Below are 20,696 nucleotides of genomic sequence, written 5' to 3' on the forward strand. Positions count from 1 at the left end.
AAAGCAAACATACAAGGGAGAAAATTTCCTTCCTTGTATGTTTTAATACTTATATAGGCACTAACCTCGATTGAAGGTGCTGATCTTCATCAAGATGAATGATAGTCCACTTTTTTAAGACTATTGTTGAACGGATTCAACTTGATTCAATGCATAATTTAATTTCCTACCCTGCACGACATCAATAATAACCTGGCAAGTTCTTTCCTTCAGCTCTCGAAGTGACTCTTCCGTGACGTAAGCTGAGTGAGGCGTTAAGAGTATTCGATCACACGAGAAATAGGGATGATTTGATGCAGGCGGTTCCCTATCTAGGACATCGATTCCCGCCCCCTGTATCCTTCCAGATTCTATCGCATCAAGTAAATCCTCTTCGTTTATGACTGCTCCCCGGCACGTATTAATCACATAAGCCCCTTTTGGCATCATGGCGAGCGTTTCTTTATTAACCATATTCGTTGTTTCTTCTGTTAAAGGCACATGCAAGGATAATATATTTGACGAAGAAAATAGCTCTTCAAGTGATACTGGTTCAACTCCATGATTTAGAATCTCATCATCTGACACATATTTGTCGTATGCAATCAATCTTACTCCAAACATTTGAAGCTTGCGTGCGACAAGCCTTCCTATACGGCCAAAACCAAGAATCCCCACGGTTTGATTCTTAAACCGATAAAGTGGAAGAACATCTAATGGATCCCATTTCCCATTTCTAACCTTTTGGTCATAGTCCTTTAATTGACGAGAGAGTGCAAACATAAGGGCAATTGAATGATCTGATACTTCTTCCGTACAATAATCCGGAATATTAGCAACAGGAATTCCTCGTTCTGTAGCCGCATCAATATCAACATGATTGTAGCCAACGCCAGAGATGGATATGGCTTTACAGGCTGGTAATTGCTCGATTAACTGCCTTGGGCATGGAAATCCAATTTGTGCGACGACCCCGTCAGCATAGGGACCATACTTTTTTAAATCTTCTTCTAATGTTTCTGAACGAGTGACTTTAAATGTAAAATCGTATTTGTCATACACTTCTTTTTCAATCGAATGATCTGTCCATTCATCATCTAAGATCCAAACAAACGGTTTTTGATTAAGCATTGGGTTCACCCCTCTATGACTATGATCCTTCTAGATTAATTCAATTGCTTCATGTTTGCGACAACTTCAGACAAGCTTTCCATAAACTTTGTATTTTGATCATGTGAACCAATGGAAACACGAATATGAGTGTTATATCCCCAGCCTGAGCAAGGTCTAATGAGCACGCCTTTTTCCATTAATTTTTGAAAGACCTCACCTGCATCCATCTTGACATCAACGAAAATAAAATTAGTATGAGAAGGTGTAACATCAAAGTCTTGTTCTTCAAAGAATTCAACCAATCGTTTTCTTTCGGCTGAATTTTTTTCAATTGTTTTGTCTCGATGTGCTTGATCTTTTAATGCAGCATGAGCTCCAATATGGCCGACTCGATTGACACTAAATACTTCTCTTACTTTTTTCATACGATCAATGAGTGGTTTTTGAGCCATAGCATAGCCTACCCTGTTTCCTGCGAGTCCATAAAGTTTAGAAAACGTTCTTAGAACAATGACATTGGAGTATCTCTTAATAAAATCTACGCCCGTTGTATAATGTTCTTCTTGAATAAATTCAATGTAAGCTTCATCAAGTATCACGAGAACTTGTTCTGGAACCTTATCTAAAAATGATGACAAACGTCCTTCTTCGAGAAGCGTTCCCGTTGGATTGTTTGGATTACAGACAAAGATCATTTTAGTTTTATCGGTTATTTGAGTTAGTAATCCATCTAAATCATAGACAAACCCATCAACTAATGGAATTTCAACAGGTTTTCCTCCCATAAGTAGCGTACTAGAACGATAGGCGGCAAATGTCGGCGTACAATAAACCACTTCGTCTCCTTCGTTTATAAAAGCCTGACCTAATTGATTAATCAAATTATCGGCACCATTTCCAGTCACAATTTCCTCTGGTTTAATGTCATAATAATGTGCAAGATCTGAAACAAGCTCTCCGCACGTTGCTTCGGGATATAAATGGACCTCCCTAACAGCCTCTACCATTGCCTCAATCGCTTTTGGAGAAGGACCCAAAGGATTTTCATTCGACGCTAGACGAATCACTTCGTCCAAATGATAGTCCTTTTTTACTTCTTCAATGGATTTTCCGGGTATATATTCCGTTAGAAGATCTGTGTATTTCCGGTGATATAGGGTCATAAAAATCCTCCTTTAAAGACTACTTGTATGATTAAGAGTCTCCTTACTTACTTTTGAACTTCAAGTTCAATCGCTTTTAAACTTTCTTCACGTATAAGTTCCGTTAAGTGGTCTTTAATTTTTATGAAAGCCGGATCAGATTTGACATGATAGGTCCTAGGGTGTGACAATTCAATTGATATATCTTCCTTGATTTTACCAGGCCTTGACGTCATAACGAGGACACGACTTCCTAAAAATATGGCTTCTTCAACATCATGTGTGATAAACAGAATGGTTTTCTTTTTCTTTTCCCAAATATTAAGTAATAGTTCCTGCATGATGAGACGTGTTTGGCTATCTAAAGCTCCAAATGGTTCATCCAGCAATAAAATTTCAGGATCGTTGGCGAGTGCTCGTGCAATCGCCACACGTTGCTTCATGCCACCGGATAGTTGATTAGGGTAATGTTTTTCAAATCCTTTTAACCCAACGAGTTCGATATAAGAATCTGAAATTTCTTTCCGTTCGGCTTCTTTCATCCCTTTATTTTTGAGACCAAATTGAATATTTTTTTCAATTGTAAGCCAAGGAAATAACGAATAGGCTTGGAAGACCATACCACGGTTGGATGAGGGACCAACTAATTCTTGATCACCTAAATAAATATGACCCGATGTTTGTTCTTCAAGGCCACCCACCATCCTAAGTAACGTTGACTTTCCACAGCCGGACGGTCCAAGTATGGTGATAAATTCATTCTCCATAATGTTAAAGTTAATGGTGTCTACCGCAAGAACATCGGTTTTTCCCTTATATACTTTTTGTATATTTTGTATGGTCACTTTAGGTTTCATGACTTACCTCCCGTAATTCCAAGAAAAGAGTTTTCTTGTCACGATTTTGAGTACGACATCACAAATGAGTCCTAAAATACCGATAACAATGATGCCAAAGATGATGTTGCTTGTTCGTATCATTCGTTGTGATTCAATGATTACGTGCCCAATACCTGAAGGCGCAGCTATCAATTCAGCAACAATGATATAGGTCCAAGCCCAGCCTAATACGAGTCGAGTAATTTCCATTATCCCCGGCATTGCAGCGGGCAAGATAACGGATTTTATAATGCCGAAATTCGTAGAACCAAGCGTGTAAGCAGCTTCGAGAAGTTCTTTTCTCACATTTCCAACCTCTACGGCAATCATCAGAACTAAAGAAAAGAAGCTTCCAACAAAAATAACAGCAATTTTCTCAGGTTCTTCAACACCAATCCACAAGATAAATAATGGGATAAAAGCGGAGACTGGCATATATCGGACAAAGGAGATAACAGGTTCAAAAAAGGCTTCAACAACTTTAAATGTACCGATGAGGATTCCTAACGGTAAGCCAATGATCAGAGCAAGAAGGAAACCGACAAAGACACGTGATATTGTGGCTAAGATATCTGTCGCAAAACCTAATTCTGTAAATAACGTGACAGCTGAATGAATAATGTCTGTTGGTGTAGGTAAAAATAACGGATCCACAATCTGTGTATACGTGAGACCTGACCAGACAAGTAGGATGAGGATAAAACTACTAACACTTAATGATAAATAAAGTTTCTTCGAGATCGCTTTTTGTGGCTGAAGCCAGGATATTCTGCGTTTCGTTTCTTTCTTATTTTGTTCTTTGTACATCGGAATGGAAGTGTCATTCACGGCTGTTTTTGGTTCCTGCATCATTCGACCTCCCTAAGATTAGTAAGCTAATAGGCGGAGAGCCTCTCTCCGCCCCATACATAAAACGTGTTTTCTATTATGATTTTTACATAAGGCCTACTCGATAAAGCATTATTTAATAAATGAATAGTTGATAAGTGAATCTGCACCGGGATCTTTTTTAATGAGATCTTCTTTCAACCAGAACTTTGTGGCTTTCTCGGTTAATTCCATTAATTGACCTGGAGACTCTTTTGTACCAAAGTAGCTTTCATTTTTGGCTTGATCATAATAACGGACCCCGCTAACAGCGCCTTTGAATTCATCACTTGTTTGACTTGTTGATTTCGCCATAATACTGATCGCGTCAGCTTCATGTGTTTTATAGTAGTCGACAGCTTGGTACCAAGACTTTACAAAAGCTTTCATTGCTTTAGGGTTTTTCTTAATGAAATCACTCCGGAAAGCAACGGTATCCTCAATAACCCCTGGCGTTGCTTTACTGTCTAAAAGAACATGACCGAAACTCGTTTTCTTAGCGTTGGTTAACCAAGGTTCCCAAGTTACAGCAGCATCTAATTTCTTAGCAACAAACGCTGACCCTGCATCACCTGCAGACATGTTTTGAATTTTAACATCTTTAACATCAATATTGTTTTTATCAAGCATGTAGAGGAACCAGAAGTAACTTGCCCCTCCATCTGTTTGTACACCAACCTTTTTCCCTTTCAAATCTGCTAAACTTTTAATATCTTTCTTTGCGACCATTCCATCTCCGCCGTATGAATCATCCAAAGCAACAACTTGTTGAACAGGGATGCCCGCAGCGGCTGTCATCACGTGAGTATCTACTGTAGACGCAAAGCCTTGAATAGTATTAGCAGCGAGGGCACTTCTTCTGTCTGCTACGGCTTCCATTTTAATCAATTTAACATCTAATCCATTTTTCTTGAAAAAGCCTTTTTCCTGGGCAATATATAACGGAGCGTAACCAACCCAACTGGATAAAGCGATAGCCATCTTCGTCGTTTCTTTGCTAGAAGAAGAACTGTTACCGCTAGTCTGATCTTCCTTTGATCCACATCCAACGAGACTGATTAACAAAATAACTCCTAGAATACTAGCTAATAGCTTTTTTTTCATCTGAATACCCCCACCATATTTTTTTTAAAGAGGTTGTTCAAAAAGTCACCAAATGATAAGCTGCGAATCTCGGCGTTGGCTCGTTTTTCCGGTCCTCATGTAGTAAAAATCTACATTCTGGTCCTCAAAACAGCGCCGCCTTGATCTTCTTGCTTCTAATTTGTCACCTTTTTGAACAGGTAATTAAATTGTTTTTTATCTTCAATTAACGCTTGTCCTATTATTCTAGTGTCCAAGAATTTAGAAGAGCCTTCAAGCTTCTAAGGCACTAGATACGGTGACTATTCTAAGATGAAATATATTCCAAATTTTTTAATATATAAAAAATTGAAACAATAGGATTAATTTTATTTTCACATAACTAAAAATAAAACTCAACTATTAAATCAAGAATTGATTCAACGTTTCTTTATTTCCCACTTTTCAAATAACTGGTCAACTTTCCGAACAATTTGCTTCTCTGACATGGTCACGAGTTCGCCATCTTTCATAATTTCTTTCCCATCAACTATGACATTTTTTATGGCATTGGGTTGCAACGAGTAAACCACATTTGCAAAAAGTTCGGTTTTTGGTGATAATGACAAGTCGTTTAGATCTAAACAAATGAAATCTGCCTTCATACCGGGTTTGAGTTCTCCAACAGGTAAATTCAGCATCTTTGCGCCATTCTTTGTACCCATATCAAAAACTTGCTTAGCCGTGATACACGTACCATCGAGACGACTGACCTTCTGTAACAACGCACACATTCGCATTTCTTCAAGCACACTAATTCGATTATTGCCGCAAGCTCCATCGGAACCTAATGAAATCGTAACGCCTGATTGTGCGAGATCAGGAATTCGAGTGATCCCATCAGATAAAAACATATTGCTGGATGGACAATAAGCAAGGTTACAGTTACGTTCACCAAGCAGCTTAATCTCGGAGTCATCGAGCCAAACAAGATGAATGGCAATCATTCTTTCATCAAGTACACCGAGTGAATCTAAATAATGAACAGGCCTCAAGCCATATTTATCCTTAATTTCATTTACTTCAAACATCTCTTCAGCCACATGAATATGAAAAGGGGTATCAAGCTCTTGAGCTAATCGGTGACCCGCTTGAATCATTTTTGGTGATGCCGCATGTGGACTGTGTGGTGCAGGTTGAATGGTAACCATCGGATCTCCCTGATACTTTATGGCTAGGTTTCGCGTACGAGCAACCGCATCATCAATAGACTCTCGGTACTGAATGGGGGCTCCTTCCCAATCATACATCGTTCGGGCCATCACAAATCGGATACCCAAATCCTTAGCGGCTTGAATAACTGCTTCGTCATTTTGCAAACCGTTATCATGGATATAGAAAAAATCACTGACGGTAGTCGCACCGTATTTTAGCATTTCACCAAAAGCAAATAATGCCCCTGTATAAATAGCTTCTTCATCCATCAAGGGTGTACATCGGTATAACGCTTCATCTCGCCACTCTAAAAAAGGACGGTCAATCGCCATGCCACGTAGTAAACTTTGAAAGGAATGATTATGGGCATTAATGGTCCCAGGTATGATGGCCTTATCTTGGTAATCAATTTGCCGAATTCCGCGATACTTTTCTTTCATTTGTTTAACCGTGCCGATCTCTTGAATGACACCATTCTCGACTAACATGGCCTGGTCCTTTTTAAAATGATCATCAATATACATTTCACTTGCTATATATAACTGGGGCATCATAAGTCCTCCTTATCATTTAGAGACTGATCAAGTAATAGTAAGGTATGGAGCATTGTATTAGCTGCTATTTCTATATCATCCATACTCGTAAATTCATCCGGGCAATGGCTCTTACCCTTTCTACTGGGTACGAATATCATTCCACTTCGCGTGATGGTTGCCATATGGGTAGCATCATGGCCCGCCATGCTTCCGAGGTGCATGAATTTATATGACAGTTGCCCTGCTGCAGATTCAATAGCACTTATCACAGCCGTATCCATAGGAGATGGAGGTTGATTAAGAAAAACATGTCTTTCCAATGTCATATGTTTTCTATTTTGGAAAACTCGTTTCAAGGCACACTCCCAAGATGAAACAACTTGCCTTATCTCCTCCTCCGTTTTCCCGCGAATTTCAACGGTCAATTCCACTTCCTCTGGAATGATGTTGGCTGCATTTGGCTTAATATGCAGTTCACCAATGGTCCCAACTACTTCATCAGATGGATGGTCTCGGCAAATCGACTCAAGGAGAAGGATGCATTCGGAAGACGTTGTTAGCGCATCTTTCCGGTCGTTCATCATGGTTGTACCCGCATGATTGGCTTCTCCAATAATGCGGATTTTTTCGCGATAAATACCTGTAATAGATGTTACAACACCTATTGGAATTTGATTTCTTTCTAACCGTTTACCTTGTTCAATATGTAACTCTAAAAAAGCTGCAATCGTTTTTGGGTCGATTTGAGCACGTTCAATATGGTCAAAATCACCTCCAGCTGCATTTAAAGCGGATTCAAGTGATAATCCTTCTTGATTTTTAACCTCTTTAATGTCATGCGCTCGCAGCCTTTTTGTCACAATTCTACTTCCAAAGGTTGATAAACCAAAAGGATTCGGTTCTTCAGCTGAAAATGAAACACATGTAAATGGATGTCTTGTTTCTTTTCTTATTTCATGTAGTCGAGTCATAATTTCTAAACTAATTAAAACACCAAGGGCCCCGTCATACATCCCTCCATTCGGTACTGAATCAATATGAGAACCAAAGACAATGTGGGGCAAGGTCTTCTTTCCTTCCCTTGTGGCCCAAATATTCGCTGCTTCATCGACTTTCACTTTAAGTTTAATAGCTTTAAATTGTTCAATTAACCACTCTCTCGCTTCAAGTTCTGCTTGGGTAAATGTCGTTCGATCAATACCACCTTCTTCGTTCTTACCAAATTGCGCTAGCCTTTTAAGTTGGTTTTCCAAACGACCTCGGTTAATTGATAGATTGGCTGTAATCAAGGATTCCCCCCTCCTGTACGACAACCTGGCCTTTTTTGATTACCGTATGAACGAGGTTAACACCATAGTTATATTGAAGAATTTGATAATTCTTAGCATCAAATATGACCACGTCTGCTTGCTTCCCAACTTCAAGACTACCAATAGTATCAGCTTTATCTACCGCATGAGCCGCATTAATCGTACAAGCTGTTATTACTTCCTCAGGTGTCATTCCCATCGTGAGACAGGCTAAATTCATGACAAGTAGGAGCGATTCAGTTGGCGAGGAACCAGGATTACAATCGGTTGCCAAAGCGACCGCCAAACCGCTATCAATCATTTTACGTGCTCTTGCAGGTGTCGTCATGAGGAAGAACGCTGTACCAGGCAGGAGAGTCGCAATAACTTCTTTATTGGCCATATCTTGAATACCTTGATCGGATGCTTTTAACAAGTGATCTGCTGACACCGCTTCTAACTTGGCGGCAAGTTCGGCCCCGCCAAATGCCTCAATTTCATCTGCGTGAATTTTAGGTTTTAAACCAAATTTAATCCCTGCATTTAATATTTTTTCAGATTGCTCAAGTGTAAACACGCCGTCTTCACAAAATACATCGCAAAATTCAGCTAATTTTTCTTCTGCTACCCTCGGCAACAATTCTTGTATTAGTAAATCGATATATCCTTCAGAATCTCCTTTGTATTCCACTGGTACAGCATGAGCTCCCATAAAAGTTGAAACGACGTCGACAGGGTGCCTTTCATTTAATTGCTTAGCTACACGTAACTGTTTTAACTCATCATCAACATTCAGACCATAACCACTTTTAGCTTCAACGGTTGTGACACCGTGTTTCAGAAATTGATCCAGCCTTTTAGCGGATTGATCGAATAACGTTTTCTCCGATGCTTTTCTTGTTTCTGTCGTCGTGCTTAAAATACCCCCGCCTTGTTTATGAATTTCAATATAGGTGGCCCCTTTTAATCTCATTTCAAGTTCATTTTCACGGCTGCCTGCATAAACAAGGTGGGTATGTGGATCGATGAGTCCTGGTGTGACTAGCTTTCCGCTCGCATCTATCGTTAAAATATCTTCCTTTTTGCCATGCTGATCTAGATATTGCACAGCCTCTTCATCTGTACCAACAAATGTAATAACTCCTCCCTCTGCTACTAAACTTCCATTCTCAATCAAACCAAGATCGTTCATAGATGGACCTGATCTTGGTTCTTTACTTTGACTACTGAGTGACAAGAGCTGGGTTGCATGTTTAATATAAACGATTTGATTCATTGTCCATTCATTCCTTTTCCTGTTTTGATAGATCTAAGTTTGCAAGAAGGGCATTATCTACCAAGTAAGGCATTGTGACATGATTGTCACCTTTGTACTTATCATTAAATTCAGCTATTGTTTCAATGGAATGCTCGTTCCTTGCCCAGCTTCTTCTTGCTACGCCTCCGATAACATCCCACAATATCGCACTCTTGATAATTTCATCAACTCGTTCACTACCGTCTAAAACTAAACCAAATCCGCCATTAATCGATTTGCCAATACCTACACCACCGCCATTATGCAAGGCAACAAGGCTCATTCCTCTTGCTGCATTTCCTGCAAAACATTGAATAGCCATATCAGCCATGACATTACTGCCATCTTTAATATTAGCTGTTTCTCGGAAAGGAGAATCTGTCCCGCTGACATCATGATGATCGCGACCAATCATGACGGGGCCAATTTCATTATTTCTTACCATCTCATTAAATTTAAGAGCAATATTCATACGACCTTCTGCATCTTGGTATAAAATTCGTGCCTTTGTTCCCACTACAAGTTCATTTTTCTCTGCGTCCCGAATCCAATTATAATTATCTCGATCTTGGTATCTTCTTTCGGGATCAATACAACTCATGGCTGCTTTGTCGGTTTTTTGTAAATCTGAATCTTTACCGCTTAGACATACCCATCTAAATGGCCCATAACCGTAATCAAATAATTGCGGACCCATGAGATCTTCGACATACGAAGGAAGCGTAAAACCGTCCTTTTCATCAATACCATTCTTTGAAATTTCTTTCACACCCGCATCATATACTGCCTTTAAGAATGAGTTCCCGTAATCAAAGAAATAGGTTCCCTTTTGTTTACATGCTTTAATTAATTCATAGTGACGATTCAAGCTTTTATCTACGAGTTTCTTAAACTTGGCGCGATCCTCGCTCAATAAACGTGTTCTTTCTTCAAATGTGATCCCCTGCGGACAGTAGCCACCTTCATAAACAGCATGGCAAGAGGTTTGATCGGACAATAAATCGATTTTAATGTCATGCTCTACGGCATATTCTAACAAGTCAACAATATTTCCTTGATAGGCAATAGAGATGGTCTCCCCTTTATTAAGATGTTCTTCGGCTATCTTGAATACAACTTCAAGATCTTCTGAAGAAACATTGACCCAACCTTGATCGAGGCGAGTTTGAATTCTTGATGGATCAACTTCTGCGATAATACCAACACCATTGGCAATTTCAACCGCTTTTGGCTGAGCACCACTCATTCCTCCAAGACCCGAGCTCACAAAAAGGTGTGAGGTTAAATCCCCGTCATTTGGAATATCGAGTTCAAGTCTTCCAGCATTAAGTAATGTATTATACGTCCCATGTACAATCCCTTGAGGGCCAATATACATCCATCCTCCAGCCGTCATTTGACCATAGTTAGCAACTCCCATTTGTTCAGCGATTTCCCAGTCTTCTAAATTATCGAACATCCCCACCATCATGGCATTGGTCAAAATGACTCGCGGTGCATTTTCTCTTGTTTTAAATAACCCAAGAGGATGACCTGATTCAATAACTAACGTTTGATCTGCTTCCATTATTTCAAGATACTTTTTTATTAAACGATATTGCATCCAGTTTTGACATACACTTCCTGTTTCACCATACGTCACGAGCTCATACGGATATAGAGCAACATCAAAATCTAAATTATTGTCAATCATCACTTGAAATGCCTTACCCTCTGTGCACTTTCCTTTGTACGAATCAATTGGTTTTCCGTAAATACGACCTTCAGGGCGAAAACGATAACCATAAATTCGACCACGTGTTTTCAATTCATGTAAAAATTCAGGTAGTAATTTAGCATGATGTTTTTTAGGAATGTATCGAAGGGCATTTTTTAACGCTACTTCGGTTTGTTTTTCATTTAAAGAGTACCCTCTATCAGGAGCTCTTCTTATACCCCTGGCAAAAGCAGGCATATCAGGCAACTCATCATCCAATGTAATATGCATCGCTGTCATCATTTTTTGATTGTCATCCATTTTTATTAACTCCTTTAACTTCAATATTTATATTTACGATTTAAATGCTGTTTTCACGACACACCTTCATTAATATAAGTTTTCCACTCTTCCTGAAGGATTCCTTTTTCAATATTTTGAATATCCTTAGAAAACTCACGGTCTTCTGTAATGGTTGGTGCTTTTGATCTGATGAAATCATAAATAGATTTTGTATAAGAAGCTAATTTCTCTGAACCGCGAACATCCGCTGCTTGGGCGGCGCAAAGGGCTTCTATTGCAATGACACGTCTAGTGTTCTGAATAATTTGGTGTGCATGTCTTGCAGCTGTTGTCCCCATACTGACATGATCTTCTTGATTTGCAGAAGATGGAATCGAATCGACACTTGCTGGATGGGCTAGAGTTTTATTTTCAGACACAAGGGATGCCGCAACGTATTGTGTAATCATTAAACCCGATTGAAGGCCCGGATCGATGCTTAAAAAAGGTGGTAAATCATTCAATTGCGGGTTAACGAGTCGCTCTACCCGCCGTTCTGATATATTCGCTGTTTCAGCAAGCGCAATTCCAAGAAAATCCATGGCGAAAGCAACCGGTTCACCATGGAAATTACCACCAGAGATAACATGCCCGCTATCTGAAAATACCAGTGGGTTATCTGTTGCCGCATTGACCTCAATAGCTAAGGTATCTTCCACATAACCCAAAACTCGGTGAATTGCACCATGAACCTGAGGAATGCACCTAAGTGAGTAGGCATCCTGCACACGGATATCTCCTTGCCTGGTTGTTAATTGGCTATCATCAACAAATGATAAAATACGTCTGGCTACATCCTCTTGCTCTGGATATGGTCTAACTTGATGTGAATCTGGTAAGAAAGGGTCAGTAATACCTCTGAGTGTTTCTAAAGTTAAGGCTGCGATACTATCAGCAAAGTAAGCAAGATCTTTCGCTTCTAAATAGCTGACAACGCCAATCGCGGTCATAGCTTGTGTTCCATTAATCAATGCAAGCCCTTCTTTTGCCTGTAATGTAATCGGTTTTAGACCGCATTTATTTAACGCATCAAGTCCCGACATTTTTTCTCCTTTATAAATCGCCTCTCCCTCACCAATTAGAACAAGGGCAAGATGAGATAATGGAGCTAAATCACCACTTGCACCAAGGGAGCCTTGACTCGGAATAACAGGGTGGATGCCATAATTTAGACAATCAACAAGGATCTGAAGAGTTTCATGCGTCACACCTGAATATCCTTTTGCTAGTGCATTTGCACGGAGAAGCAGCATACCCCGGCTGACTTTTTCTGAAAGAGGCTTTCCTACACCACATGCATGGCTACGGATTAAGTTGATTTGTAATTGGCCGATATCCTTTGATGAAATTAAGGTATCGCTCATCTTTCCAAAACCTGTATTTACGCCATAAACCACATCTCCTCGGGATATGACGGTTTCAATCGTTTGTCTGCTTCGACTAATTTTTGTCCAAGCCGCTTTATGAATTTCAACTTTTTCCTTTTCTTCGATAACATCTTTTATTTGATCTAACGTTAACTGTCTTCCATCAAGATACACTGTCATACATTTCCACTCCAAACGTTTATTAAATACAAAAAGGAGGTCATACCAAAAAAACTCGGTATAACCCCCTAAATAATTACTATATGACTATGGGCTATTCAATATTCTTAAATTTTCATGTTATGATCTATAAGTCTTTCACTAAAATTCCTAAATGTGGTTAAATCCAAACCCTAAAACATCATGTTCATAACCTTTTCTTGGGGCTCCAATCGTCCCACTTAAACAGACACTAATCCACTCATCCTTATGATGTGCAAACTCTGCTTCACCCCGAACAATACAAAAAGTTAACCCTACCGTGCGAAGAATATCACCAAATTGAACTGTTCCTCGCCCAATACCTTGTATGGCTTCTATGATAGCATGATAAAGAGCATGAATTTCCCGGTATGAATTGGGATCTATAACCTGTTTTGCTTTAGCACTTGTTTCTACTGCTGCCACAATTTTTGATAAGTCCATTGCCCCAACTTTCCCTATGGTAAACTTATAACCACGTTCCTTCATTTCTGCTTCAATGACATGCTTCCATTTGTGATTATGCAGCAATGTACATAAAGTCGTTAACTGTCCCATGGTAAACTGAGATTCTGACATGATATTTACCCCTCTCAATAGGTGCACTAGTTTATTTAGGCTAAATTGTTGTAAAAGAGTGGGCTACGTTATTCATATAATATTTTATATTTTTATTATTTTCAATCTCCTTGTAAGGTTTTCTGACATTGTTTTTTGAATACTATGTCATTTGTTGGATACATATGGTTAGAAAGGGGCTTAAACATGGGATACTGAAATGACTTCGATTGTACCAGCTTCAGTATTTAATCTCACACTTTCGCCATTCTTTACACATTGATAAAAAGCCTCATCAACTTGATCAACCATGGGAATTCCTAAAATAATGCATGTAGACACTAGGACTGTGTCTGGATGTTCGACAATCACTGCCTTTGGGGCATTATTTTGTTTTACTAATTGATACAGTCCATCCGTTTGAACAACGGAACTGCCTTTACCACTTGGAAAAACAAGAATTTTTTCAGAAACACTTTGCCCATTCAGACAGTGATTTTCTTCTATTACCTTTCCTGTCACTGGATCGCATAAATAAAACATCATATCATCCTTTGAGAATAATACTTCACCAGCACATACCCCTTCAGAGATTTTATGGCATGGGTAAACTTGTTTTGTTGTCATTGTATTTCCCCCTTTAATGCTCCTTGAATACATTGTTCAAATGGTCTAATCACAAAATTCAATTGTCTTCGCTTTGCATAGTAAGAACATTTCGGTGATTCCGTTGCTCCTAATTTTCCCTCTAAATGATGCCAAATCGGCTGATCAATACAGGTATCTTTCACAACGTGGCCACCAGCTGCCTCAATAACTTCTAAAAGCCCCATACGCTTAACAACATCTTTGGTATGTGCTGATGTATTAATCCATAACTCTGATTTCAATTTTTCTCCTTCTACCATATGGGCTATCTTAATCACTTGATCTAAAGTGACATGTGGACATCCTAAGAGAACAAAATCAATTTTCCCTGCTCGTTCCGAAATTTTTTCGTGTACTTCTTGTAAATCTTCATTCGTTATTTTTATAATTTCATAATCGCGCTTTCCAAAAGCTTCTTCTAACGTTTTCGCTTCCGGTGTCACACCTAGAATATGAAACATTGGTACAGCACCGGCCGTATTCAGTTCAGCGCATAAATACATAATCGCTTCTGGTGAAATCATCTGTGGAAGATTTGAGAAAACAGGTATCTTATGCCCAATCTTCTTTGGAACAGCATAACCTAACAATTGATAATCAAAGTCATTGGTTAAATCAGCTTCAACCTCGACCAATATTTCACCTTTCCGATTTTCATCTAACAACAAACCATATTCTGGAACAACTCCAGTAATTCCGGCACATAGAGCACTTAAGGCCGATTCGCGATTACTCTTTGCTCCGTAGATGGCGTTCATATAAGGTGTTGCACTTGACTCTGAAAATGCACAGATTTCATTTTGTCTTGGAATATTATCATACAAATAAGGTGTACAACTGAAATTTAATATAGCCCCTAATTTTTGATAGGCCATTAAAGTTCGATTCATTTGCTCCATATCAACAGGCTTCAAATCAACATGTTCATTAAAATATTCCACGTCAAAACCTGGATTTGTTGTCGGAGCAATACGACATTTCGCTCCCAATCCCGCTAATTTTTCTGCAAACCATACATCAGCATCTTGGTTACTCAAAGCCACATGAGCTCGGGTTATAGGTAACATTCTTTCTGCCCCAAACGCCTCACCAATTCCAACTTGAACCCGCATGGCAAGCGCCGTTCCCTCGCCATACTCTCCATCTAACATGCGTTTCTGTTCATCTGTTAAATACATCATACATTTCTCCTTTATGGTTTGTTAGCTATGTTAAATGACTCATGCTTCATCTAATGAATGAACATTTTTCCCGTGGGCAGTAAAACCCCCACCCTTAAGATCAAGAGTGTAAACGATCATGGCTGCCTACGTGGGGAGAAACTCGCTGTATAAGCCCGAATGGTTCAGACTAACAATCAGTGAGGAATGAAAAAAACCGACTGATTGAAAATTCACTTTATTGACGGCAGTATCTTTTAACATAACTTGATATATAAAAAAAGCCGGACTAATATAACGCAAGACAAACTAAGTCTTACTTATATCAACCCGACTTTCTACTAAACTATAATTATGACTAAACACTCGGATAGAATATTTAATTGTATGGCTACGTTAAAATTTATCAATATATACCTCTAGCTCGCAAGCCAGCCGCCATCAACGATAACGGTTTGACCTGTGATGTAATTTGAGGCTGGACTTGCCAGAAATATGACTGTACCAGCTAAGTCCTGAGCTGTTCCAACTCTTCCAATAGGGATTCGCTCTTCAATCCATTTTCGATGATCTTTATCTTCAAAAAATGGTCTCGTCATATCTGTAAGGAAATAGCCTGGTGCGATGGCATTGACCTGGATATTGTGCGGGCTCAGTTCAATTGACAATGTTTTTGTAAACTGCAGGATCGCTCCTTTTGACGCACAATACACACTAGAACCAGAAAGGCCAATATAACTTCCTAATGAGGCTATATTGATGATTTTGCCTCGCTTCTTCAAAATCATATGCTTGGATATCGCTTGAGATAGAAAGTAAGCGCCTTTCATATTAACTGACATAATAGCATCGTATTCTTCAGGTCTTACATCTACAAAGTCTTTAGCAATCTCCGTTCCGGCATTATTTACTAAAATATCAATGTGACCGAATTCAGAAATAATGTGGTCTATCGCTTTCTCTATGTTACTAATATCACTAATATCTAATGATAGAGCCATTGATTGTGGACTTATCTCCTGAATAAGTTCAATCGTTTCATCTAAAGATTCCTTCGCACGGCCAACACAGACACAAGTACATCCAGCTTTTGCAAGGGCTTCCGCATAGCCACGCCCTAAGCCTTTTCCAGCACCGGTAATCACAGCTACTTTACCTTTTAAATGAAATAATTCATCTATATTGATGATTTTCGCCTCCTTTCTATCTCACAATTTCTATCATTTCTTTTGACTCTGTAACTCTACTAAAATTTCTCTTTTGTACTTTAGAAATTCTTCCGAAAGCTGGACATTCCAATCCCTTGGTTTGGGTAAGTCAATCTTGATTTCTTTAGCTATTCTTCCAGGTTTAGCTGACATGACATATACACGATCTGAAAGATAGATAGCTTCATCGACATCATGGGTGACGAACAAAACGCTTGATCTCGCCTCTGTGAATACTTTAAGTACTAAATCTTGCATTTCTTTTCTCGTTTGAGCATCTAAAGCACCAAACGGTTCATCCATTAACAAAAGATTTGGTTTATAGACGAGCGCACGGGCGATAGCGACCCGTTGTTGCATCCCACCAGACATTTGAGATGGATAGGCATCCTCAAATCCTTTTAATCCAACTAACTCTAGAAAATGGAAAGCCAATTCCTTTTTCTCCTGTTTTGATTTTGTTTTATCCTTTTTTAAAGCAAAGGCCACATTTTCCCATGCGTGCAACCACGGGAGAAGACTATACTGCTGGAAAACAACTCCACGATCTCTGCCGGGTTTAGAAATTTCTTGATCTCTTAATAAGATTTGGCCCTCACTTACCTTATCCAGCCCAGCTACTAATCGTAGTAACGTTGATTTCCCACAGCCGGATGGTCCTAATAAAGAAACAAATTCATGCTCTCCAATATTAAGATTGATATGATCCAAGGCTAAAAATGACTTTTTCTTATGAGAAAATTCTTTAACGACACTCTGTGCTACTAATTCGTTTACTGCCATAAAAACAACCTCCTATAGATTTACCCTAGTTAGCTAGTTACTTATCTTTTCCCGTTCTCTCCATGGAAACATGATTTTTGCTAGATAACTAAACAGTAAATCTGTCACTAGCCCAAGGATTCCAATCACAAGAATGCCTAATATGATGGTCTCTGTTGATAAATATCTTTGTGCCTGCATAATGCGAAAACCAAGTCCTGATGAGGCTGCGACGAGCTCGGCAACAACTAAATATGTCCACGCCCATCCCCAAATCGTCCGTAGTGTATCCCAAATACTTGGAAGAGCGGCTCTAAAAATAATGTCTTTGATAATTTCGAACTTGTTAAGGCCTAATGTTAACCCTACTTCAACAACAGATTTCTTCACCGTTTTACAATTATCAGCAATCATAATGACGGCTTGAAAGAACACACCTAAGAATATAATAAAAAACTTTTGCAAATCAGATGTTCCAAACCATAAGATTGAAAGTGGAATAAAGGCTACAGCCGGCATATAACGGATAAAACCAACCAATGGTTCCCAAAAAGCATTCCAATACTTAGAGGTTCCCATTAAGACACCAATTGGAAGCGCAAAGATGGTTGAAAGAAGAAATCCCATTAAGATCCGGTAAAAACTCATCTCTATATCTAGAAATAGCGTTCCATCATCTAGTTGTTTTTTTGCTTCTAATAACACTTGCGTTGGTGTTGGTAAAAATAAAGCGTCGACAAGACCTGAATAGGTAACAATAGCCCAAGCCCCAAACACAAGCAAAATTCCGGAAGCAGAAATTAATCTTAGCTTACCCATGACACCCTCCATCTGTTATTTAATAGGGTAATCCTTACCCTTAGCTTTGGTAACGGGTTCATTCAGATAGAGAAAAACTCATCTGATCTACCGAAGTTTCAACGGACTGAAACCCCTTTACTTAATAGAAAGGATATTTTGCACGTTAACATCGTTTTTGAACTTTTCTTGAGAAGTAAGAATCTCTTTGATTTTCTCAATGTTTTTGGCTAATTCACCCGAATCCATTAATTGTTTTTGTTCATCGATACTGAAAAATTTAATACCATCTAAAATTGGCGGTAAATCTTCAACCGTGCTACCTGTTCCTTTAGCAACAATTTCATTACCTTTATCCGGATTTTCTTTCCAATAATCTAATGCTTCATCCCAAATTTTTTCTAATTTGTCTTGTACTTTAGGATTGTCTTTTAAGAAAGAGGTTTTGACAACAGTCATATCACTTATTAAACCTGGAGCATCAGATCCAGAATAGATGGAATGAATATCTTTATTTTTATTTTTTATTTCACTAATGTAAGGCTCATAGGTTACTGCTGCATCGACTTTATTTGAAGCAAGGGCAATTCCTGCATCTGCAGCCGAAGATAATACGATTTTGAAATCTTTAGAAGTTAAGTTATTGTCTTTCAACGCTTGTTTAAAGAGTAAGTCAGATGTCGTTCCTTCTTCATAAGCAACTTTCTTTCCTTTTAGATCTGCAAATGATTTATACTTTCCTGTCGTGATCATCGCATCTGCTTTTGTTGATTCATCCAAAAATACAATAGATTTAATATCTAATCCATTCTGACCTGCCATTCTTAATGCTGTGTGAGATGCAATATTGGCTAATTGAATATCATCTGAAGCAAAGGCAGCATTTAAATCTGCATCTTGTTTAAAAGATACCAATTTAACATTGATTTTATATTTCTTAAAAAGTCCTTGATCTTCAGCAATATACCATGGTGCATAGCCTGTCCAAGGTAAGAGTCCCATTTTATACGTGGGCATATCCCCACCAGAACTATTTCCTTTAGAATTACATCCTGCCAGCATGGTCAGCACTATACTTAACATTACGATAATCCCCACTAATTTTTTCATTAATATATCCCCCATATTTTATATTTTTATTAGATTAACGGTCTGCATAATTGAAAAGCAGATTCATTAATTAATTTCGTTCTCTTAACGCCTTAGCATGCGTTTCAAAGCCTTCAATATCCGCAAACTTTGCTGCATAATCTTTTATCGTATGAAAGCCGCTTTTTGTCACATAACCTATTGAACTACGTTTCAAGAAATCATGAATAGACACAGCTGAAATCGTTTTAGCATATTGCCCAGTTGGCAAAGTATGGTTAGGTCCTACTACAAAATTGAATAATGACGTTGCCGAATAATCTCCGAGTAAGATTTCGCCTGCATTTTTGATTTCATTTAATATTTCAAATGGCTTTTCAACCATCAGCTCGATGTGTTCAGGTGCATACTCATTAGCAAAACGAATGGACTCTTCTAAATTATCAGTAATAATAATCCCACCATAATTTGTTAAGACAGTTTCTACAAATTGCCTTCTGATGTCACTTTCCAAAGATGCTATTAAATGATAAACCTGTTCTTCGACCTGATCTGCTATATCTTTACAATGGGTAACCAATAAAGCGGCACTATCTGGACCATGTTCTGCTTCAATTAATAGATCTAAGGCTGCCTTCTTAGGATCTGCATGCTCATCTGCAAGAATAATCGATTCACTAGGACCCGCTGGAACACCTGAATCAATGTATTCCCTGAGAAATAGCTTAGCTGCCGTAACAAACGAACTCCCCGGTCCAATAACCTTTGAACATTTCGGAATCGTTTCCGTTCCAAATGCAACAGCCGCAATGGATTGGGCTCCGCCTGCTTTATAGACTTCATGAATATTTAAAATATCAGCGGCATATAGAATAGCTGGGTCCACTTTCCCTTCTTTGTTTGGTGGCGTTATAACGATAATTTTTTCAACTCCGGCGACAGTCGCAGGTGTTCCTAGCATAAGAAGAACGGATGGGAAACTACCTTTTCCACCAGGTACATAACATGCGACATCGGATATTGGTGTCACTTTTTCACCAGCCATGACTCCCTTTTCCATTTCCATCATCCACATTGGTTCAGGTTTCTGGGCTTCATGAAATCGACGGATGTTATGAGTGGCATATTCAATAACCTTCTTCGTTTCTTCATCTAACAGTTGCTTAGCCTCTAGAAATTCTTCTTCACTAACAGCAATTTGGTCTTTTTGAAGTTTTACACGATCAAATTTTTCAGTGAATTCTATTATGGCTTTATCGCCTTCATTTCTCACAGCTTCACAAACAGGTTCAATTAATTTTATTTGTTCCGATATATCAAAACTAGCTCTATCAAGAATCTTAGTCTTCATTTCTTCTGATGTTAGATTCCAAATAAGTTTATTTATTTTTATTTTATTAAGTACCATTTTGTCGTTTCCCTTTCCATTCATCGGATATTTTCAAACTAGTCTTTGTTGCTTTATAACTCTGCCACTTTATTGTACCAA

At 38.7% G+C, this 20,696-nt stretch carries 18 protein-coding genes; all 18 read right to left on the bottom strand.

Annotated features, from left to right (window positions below):
* Positions 1-120: 120 nt before the first annotated feature.
* Complete coding sequence (locus FG390_RS04545; RefSeq protein ID WP_141189845.1) at positions 121-1,110, bottom strand: C-terminal binding protein; 990 nt, start codon at positions 1,108-1,110, stop codon at positions 121-123.
* 35 nt (positions 1,111-1,145) lie between these two features.
* Positions 1,146-2,255 carry a histidinol-phosphate transaminase gene (hisC, locus tag FG390_RS04550; protein ID WP_141189846.1) on the bottom strand — a complete coding sequence of 370 codons (1,110 nt, stop codon included), beginning with the start codon at positions 2,253-2,255 and terminating at the stop codon, positions 1,146-1,148.
* Between the two features lie 47 nt (positions 2,256-2,302).
* Complete coding sequence (locus FG390_RS04555) at positions 2,303-3,091, bottom strand: ABC transporter ATP-binding protein (protein ID WP_141189847.1); 789 nt, start codon at positions 3,089-3,091, stop codon at positions 2,303-2,305.
* 3 nt (positions 3,092-3,094) lie between these two features.
* Positions 3,095-3,964, bottom strand: a complete 870-nt coding sequence (locus FG390_RS04560) for an ABC transporter permease (protein ID WP_258311552.1) — start codon at positions 3,962-3,964, stop codon at positions 3,095-3,097.
* A 108-nt stretch (positions 3,965-4,072) separates the two neighbouring features.
* On the bottom strand, positions 4,073-5,083 hold the full coding sequence (locus FG390_RS04565) for an ABC transporter substrate-binding protein (RefSeq protein ID WP_141189848.1): 1,011 nt from the start codon (positions 5,081-5,083) through the stop codon (positions 4,073-4,075).
* A gap of 398 nt (positions 5,084-5,481) precedes the next feature.
* The gene (locus FG390_RS04570) at positions 5,482-6,807 is read right to left on the bottom strand and encodes an amidohydrolase family protein (protein ID WP_141189925.1); all 1,326 of its coding nucleotides are present in this window, start codon (positions 6,805-6,807) and stop codon (positions 5,482-5,484) included.
* Entirely contained in the window at positions 6,807-8,081 is a 1,275-nt protein-coding gene (locus tag FG390_RS04575; RefSeq protein ID WP_141189849.1) for a Zn-dependent hydrolase, read from the bottom strand. Before FG390_RS04575 ends, FG390_RS04570 begins: the two co-directional genes overlap by 1 nt.
* On the bottom strand, positions 8,056-9,357 hold the full coding sequence (hutI, locus tag FG390_RS04580) for an imidazolonepropionase (protein WP_141189850.1): 1,302 nt from the start codon (positions 9,355-9,357) through the stop codon (positions 8,056-8,058). Before hutI ends, FG390_RS04575 begins: the two co-directional genes overlap by 26 nt.
* A gap of 7 nt (positions 9,358-9,364) precedes the next feature.
* Positions 9,365-11,395, bottom strand: coding sequence for a urocanate hydratase (gene hutU / locus FG390_RS04585; RefSeq protein WP_141189851.1), 2,031 nt, complete (start codon positions 11,393-11,395; stop codon positions 9,365-9,367).
* A 53-nt stretch (positions 11,396-11,448) separates the two neighbouring features.
* Positions 11,449-12,963, bottom strand: coding sequence for a histidine ammonia-lyase (gene hutH, locus FG390_RS04590; protein ID WP_141189852.1), 1,515 nt, complete (start codon positions 12,961-12,963; stop codon positions 11,449-11,451).
* Between the two features lie 150 nt (positions 12,964-13,113).
* Complete coding sequence (gene hutP / locus FG390_RS04595; RefSeq protein ID WP_141189853.1) at positions 13,114-13,563, bottom strand: histidine utilization transcription antiterminator HutP; 450 nt, start codon at positions 13,561-13,563, stop codon at positions 13,114-13,116.
* A gap of 180 nt (positions 13,564-13,743) precedes the next feature.
* Positions 13,744-14,169: an aconitase X swivel domain-containing protein gene (locus FG390_RS04600; protein ID WP_141189854.1), complete on the bottom strand. Its 426-nt coding sequence runs from the start codon at positions 14,167-14,169 to the stop codon at positions 13,744-13,746.
* Positions 14,166-15,371 carry an aconitase X catalytic domain-containing protein gene (locus FG390_RS04605; protein ID WP_246092685.1) on the bottom strand — a complete coding sequence of 402 codons (1,206 nt, stop codon included), beginning with the start codon at positions 15,369-15,371 and terminating at the stop codon, positions 14,166-14,168. Before FG390_RS04605 ends, FG390_RS04600 begins: the two co-directional genes overlap by 4 nt.
* Positions 15,372-15,769: 398 nt before the next feature.
* Entirely contained in the window at positions 15,770-16,540 is a 771-nt protein-coding gene (locus tag FG390_RS04610) for an SDR family NAD(P)-dependent oxidoreductase (RefSeq protein ID WP_141189855.1), read from the bottom strand.
* A 30-nt stretch (positions 16,541-16,570) separates the two neighbouring features.
* Complete coding sequence (locus FG390_RS04615) at positions 16,571-17,341, bottom strand: ABC transporter ATP-binding protein (protein ID WP_141189856.1); 771 nt, start codon at positions 17,339-17,341, stop codon at positions 16,571-16,573.
* Between the two features lie 33 nt (positions 17,342-17,374).
* Positions 17,375-18,139: an ABC transporter permease gene (locus tag FG390_RS04620; protein WP_141189857.1), complete on the bottom strand. Its 765-nt coding sequence runs from the start codon at positions 18,137-18,139 to the stop codon at positions 17,375-17,377.
* Positions 18,140-18,256: 117 nt separating this feature from the next.
* Positions 18,257-19,228 carry an ABC transporter substrate-binding protein gene (locus FG390_RS04625; RefSeq protein ID WP_181406374.1) on the bottom strand — a complete coding sequence of 324 codons (972 nt, stop codon included), beginning with the start codon at positions 19,226-19,228 and terminating at the stop codon, positions 18,257-18,259.
* A gap of 70 nt (positions 19,229-19,298) precedes the next feature.
* A complete protein-coding gene (gene hisD / locus FG390_RS04630; protein ID WP_141189859.1) occupies positions 19,299-20,615 on the bottom strand; it encodes a histidinol dehydrogenase in 1,317 nt (438 codons plus the stop codon).
* Positions 20,616-20,696 lie beyond the last annotated feature (81 nt).

Origin of the sequence: Terrilactibacillus laevilacticus, from assembly GCF_006517395.1 — a bacterium.
GTDB lineage: Bacteria > Bacillota > Bacilli > Bacillales > Sporolactobacillaceae > Terrilactibacillus > Terrilactibacillus laevilacticus.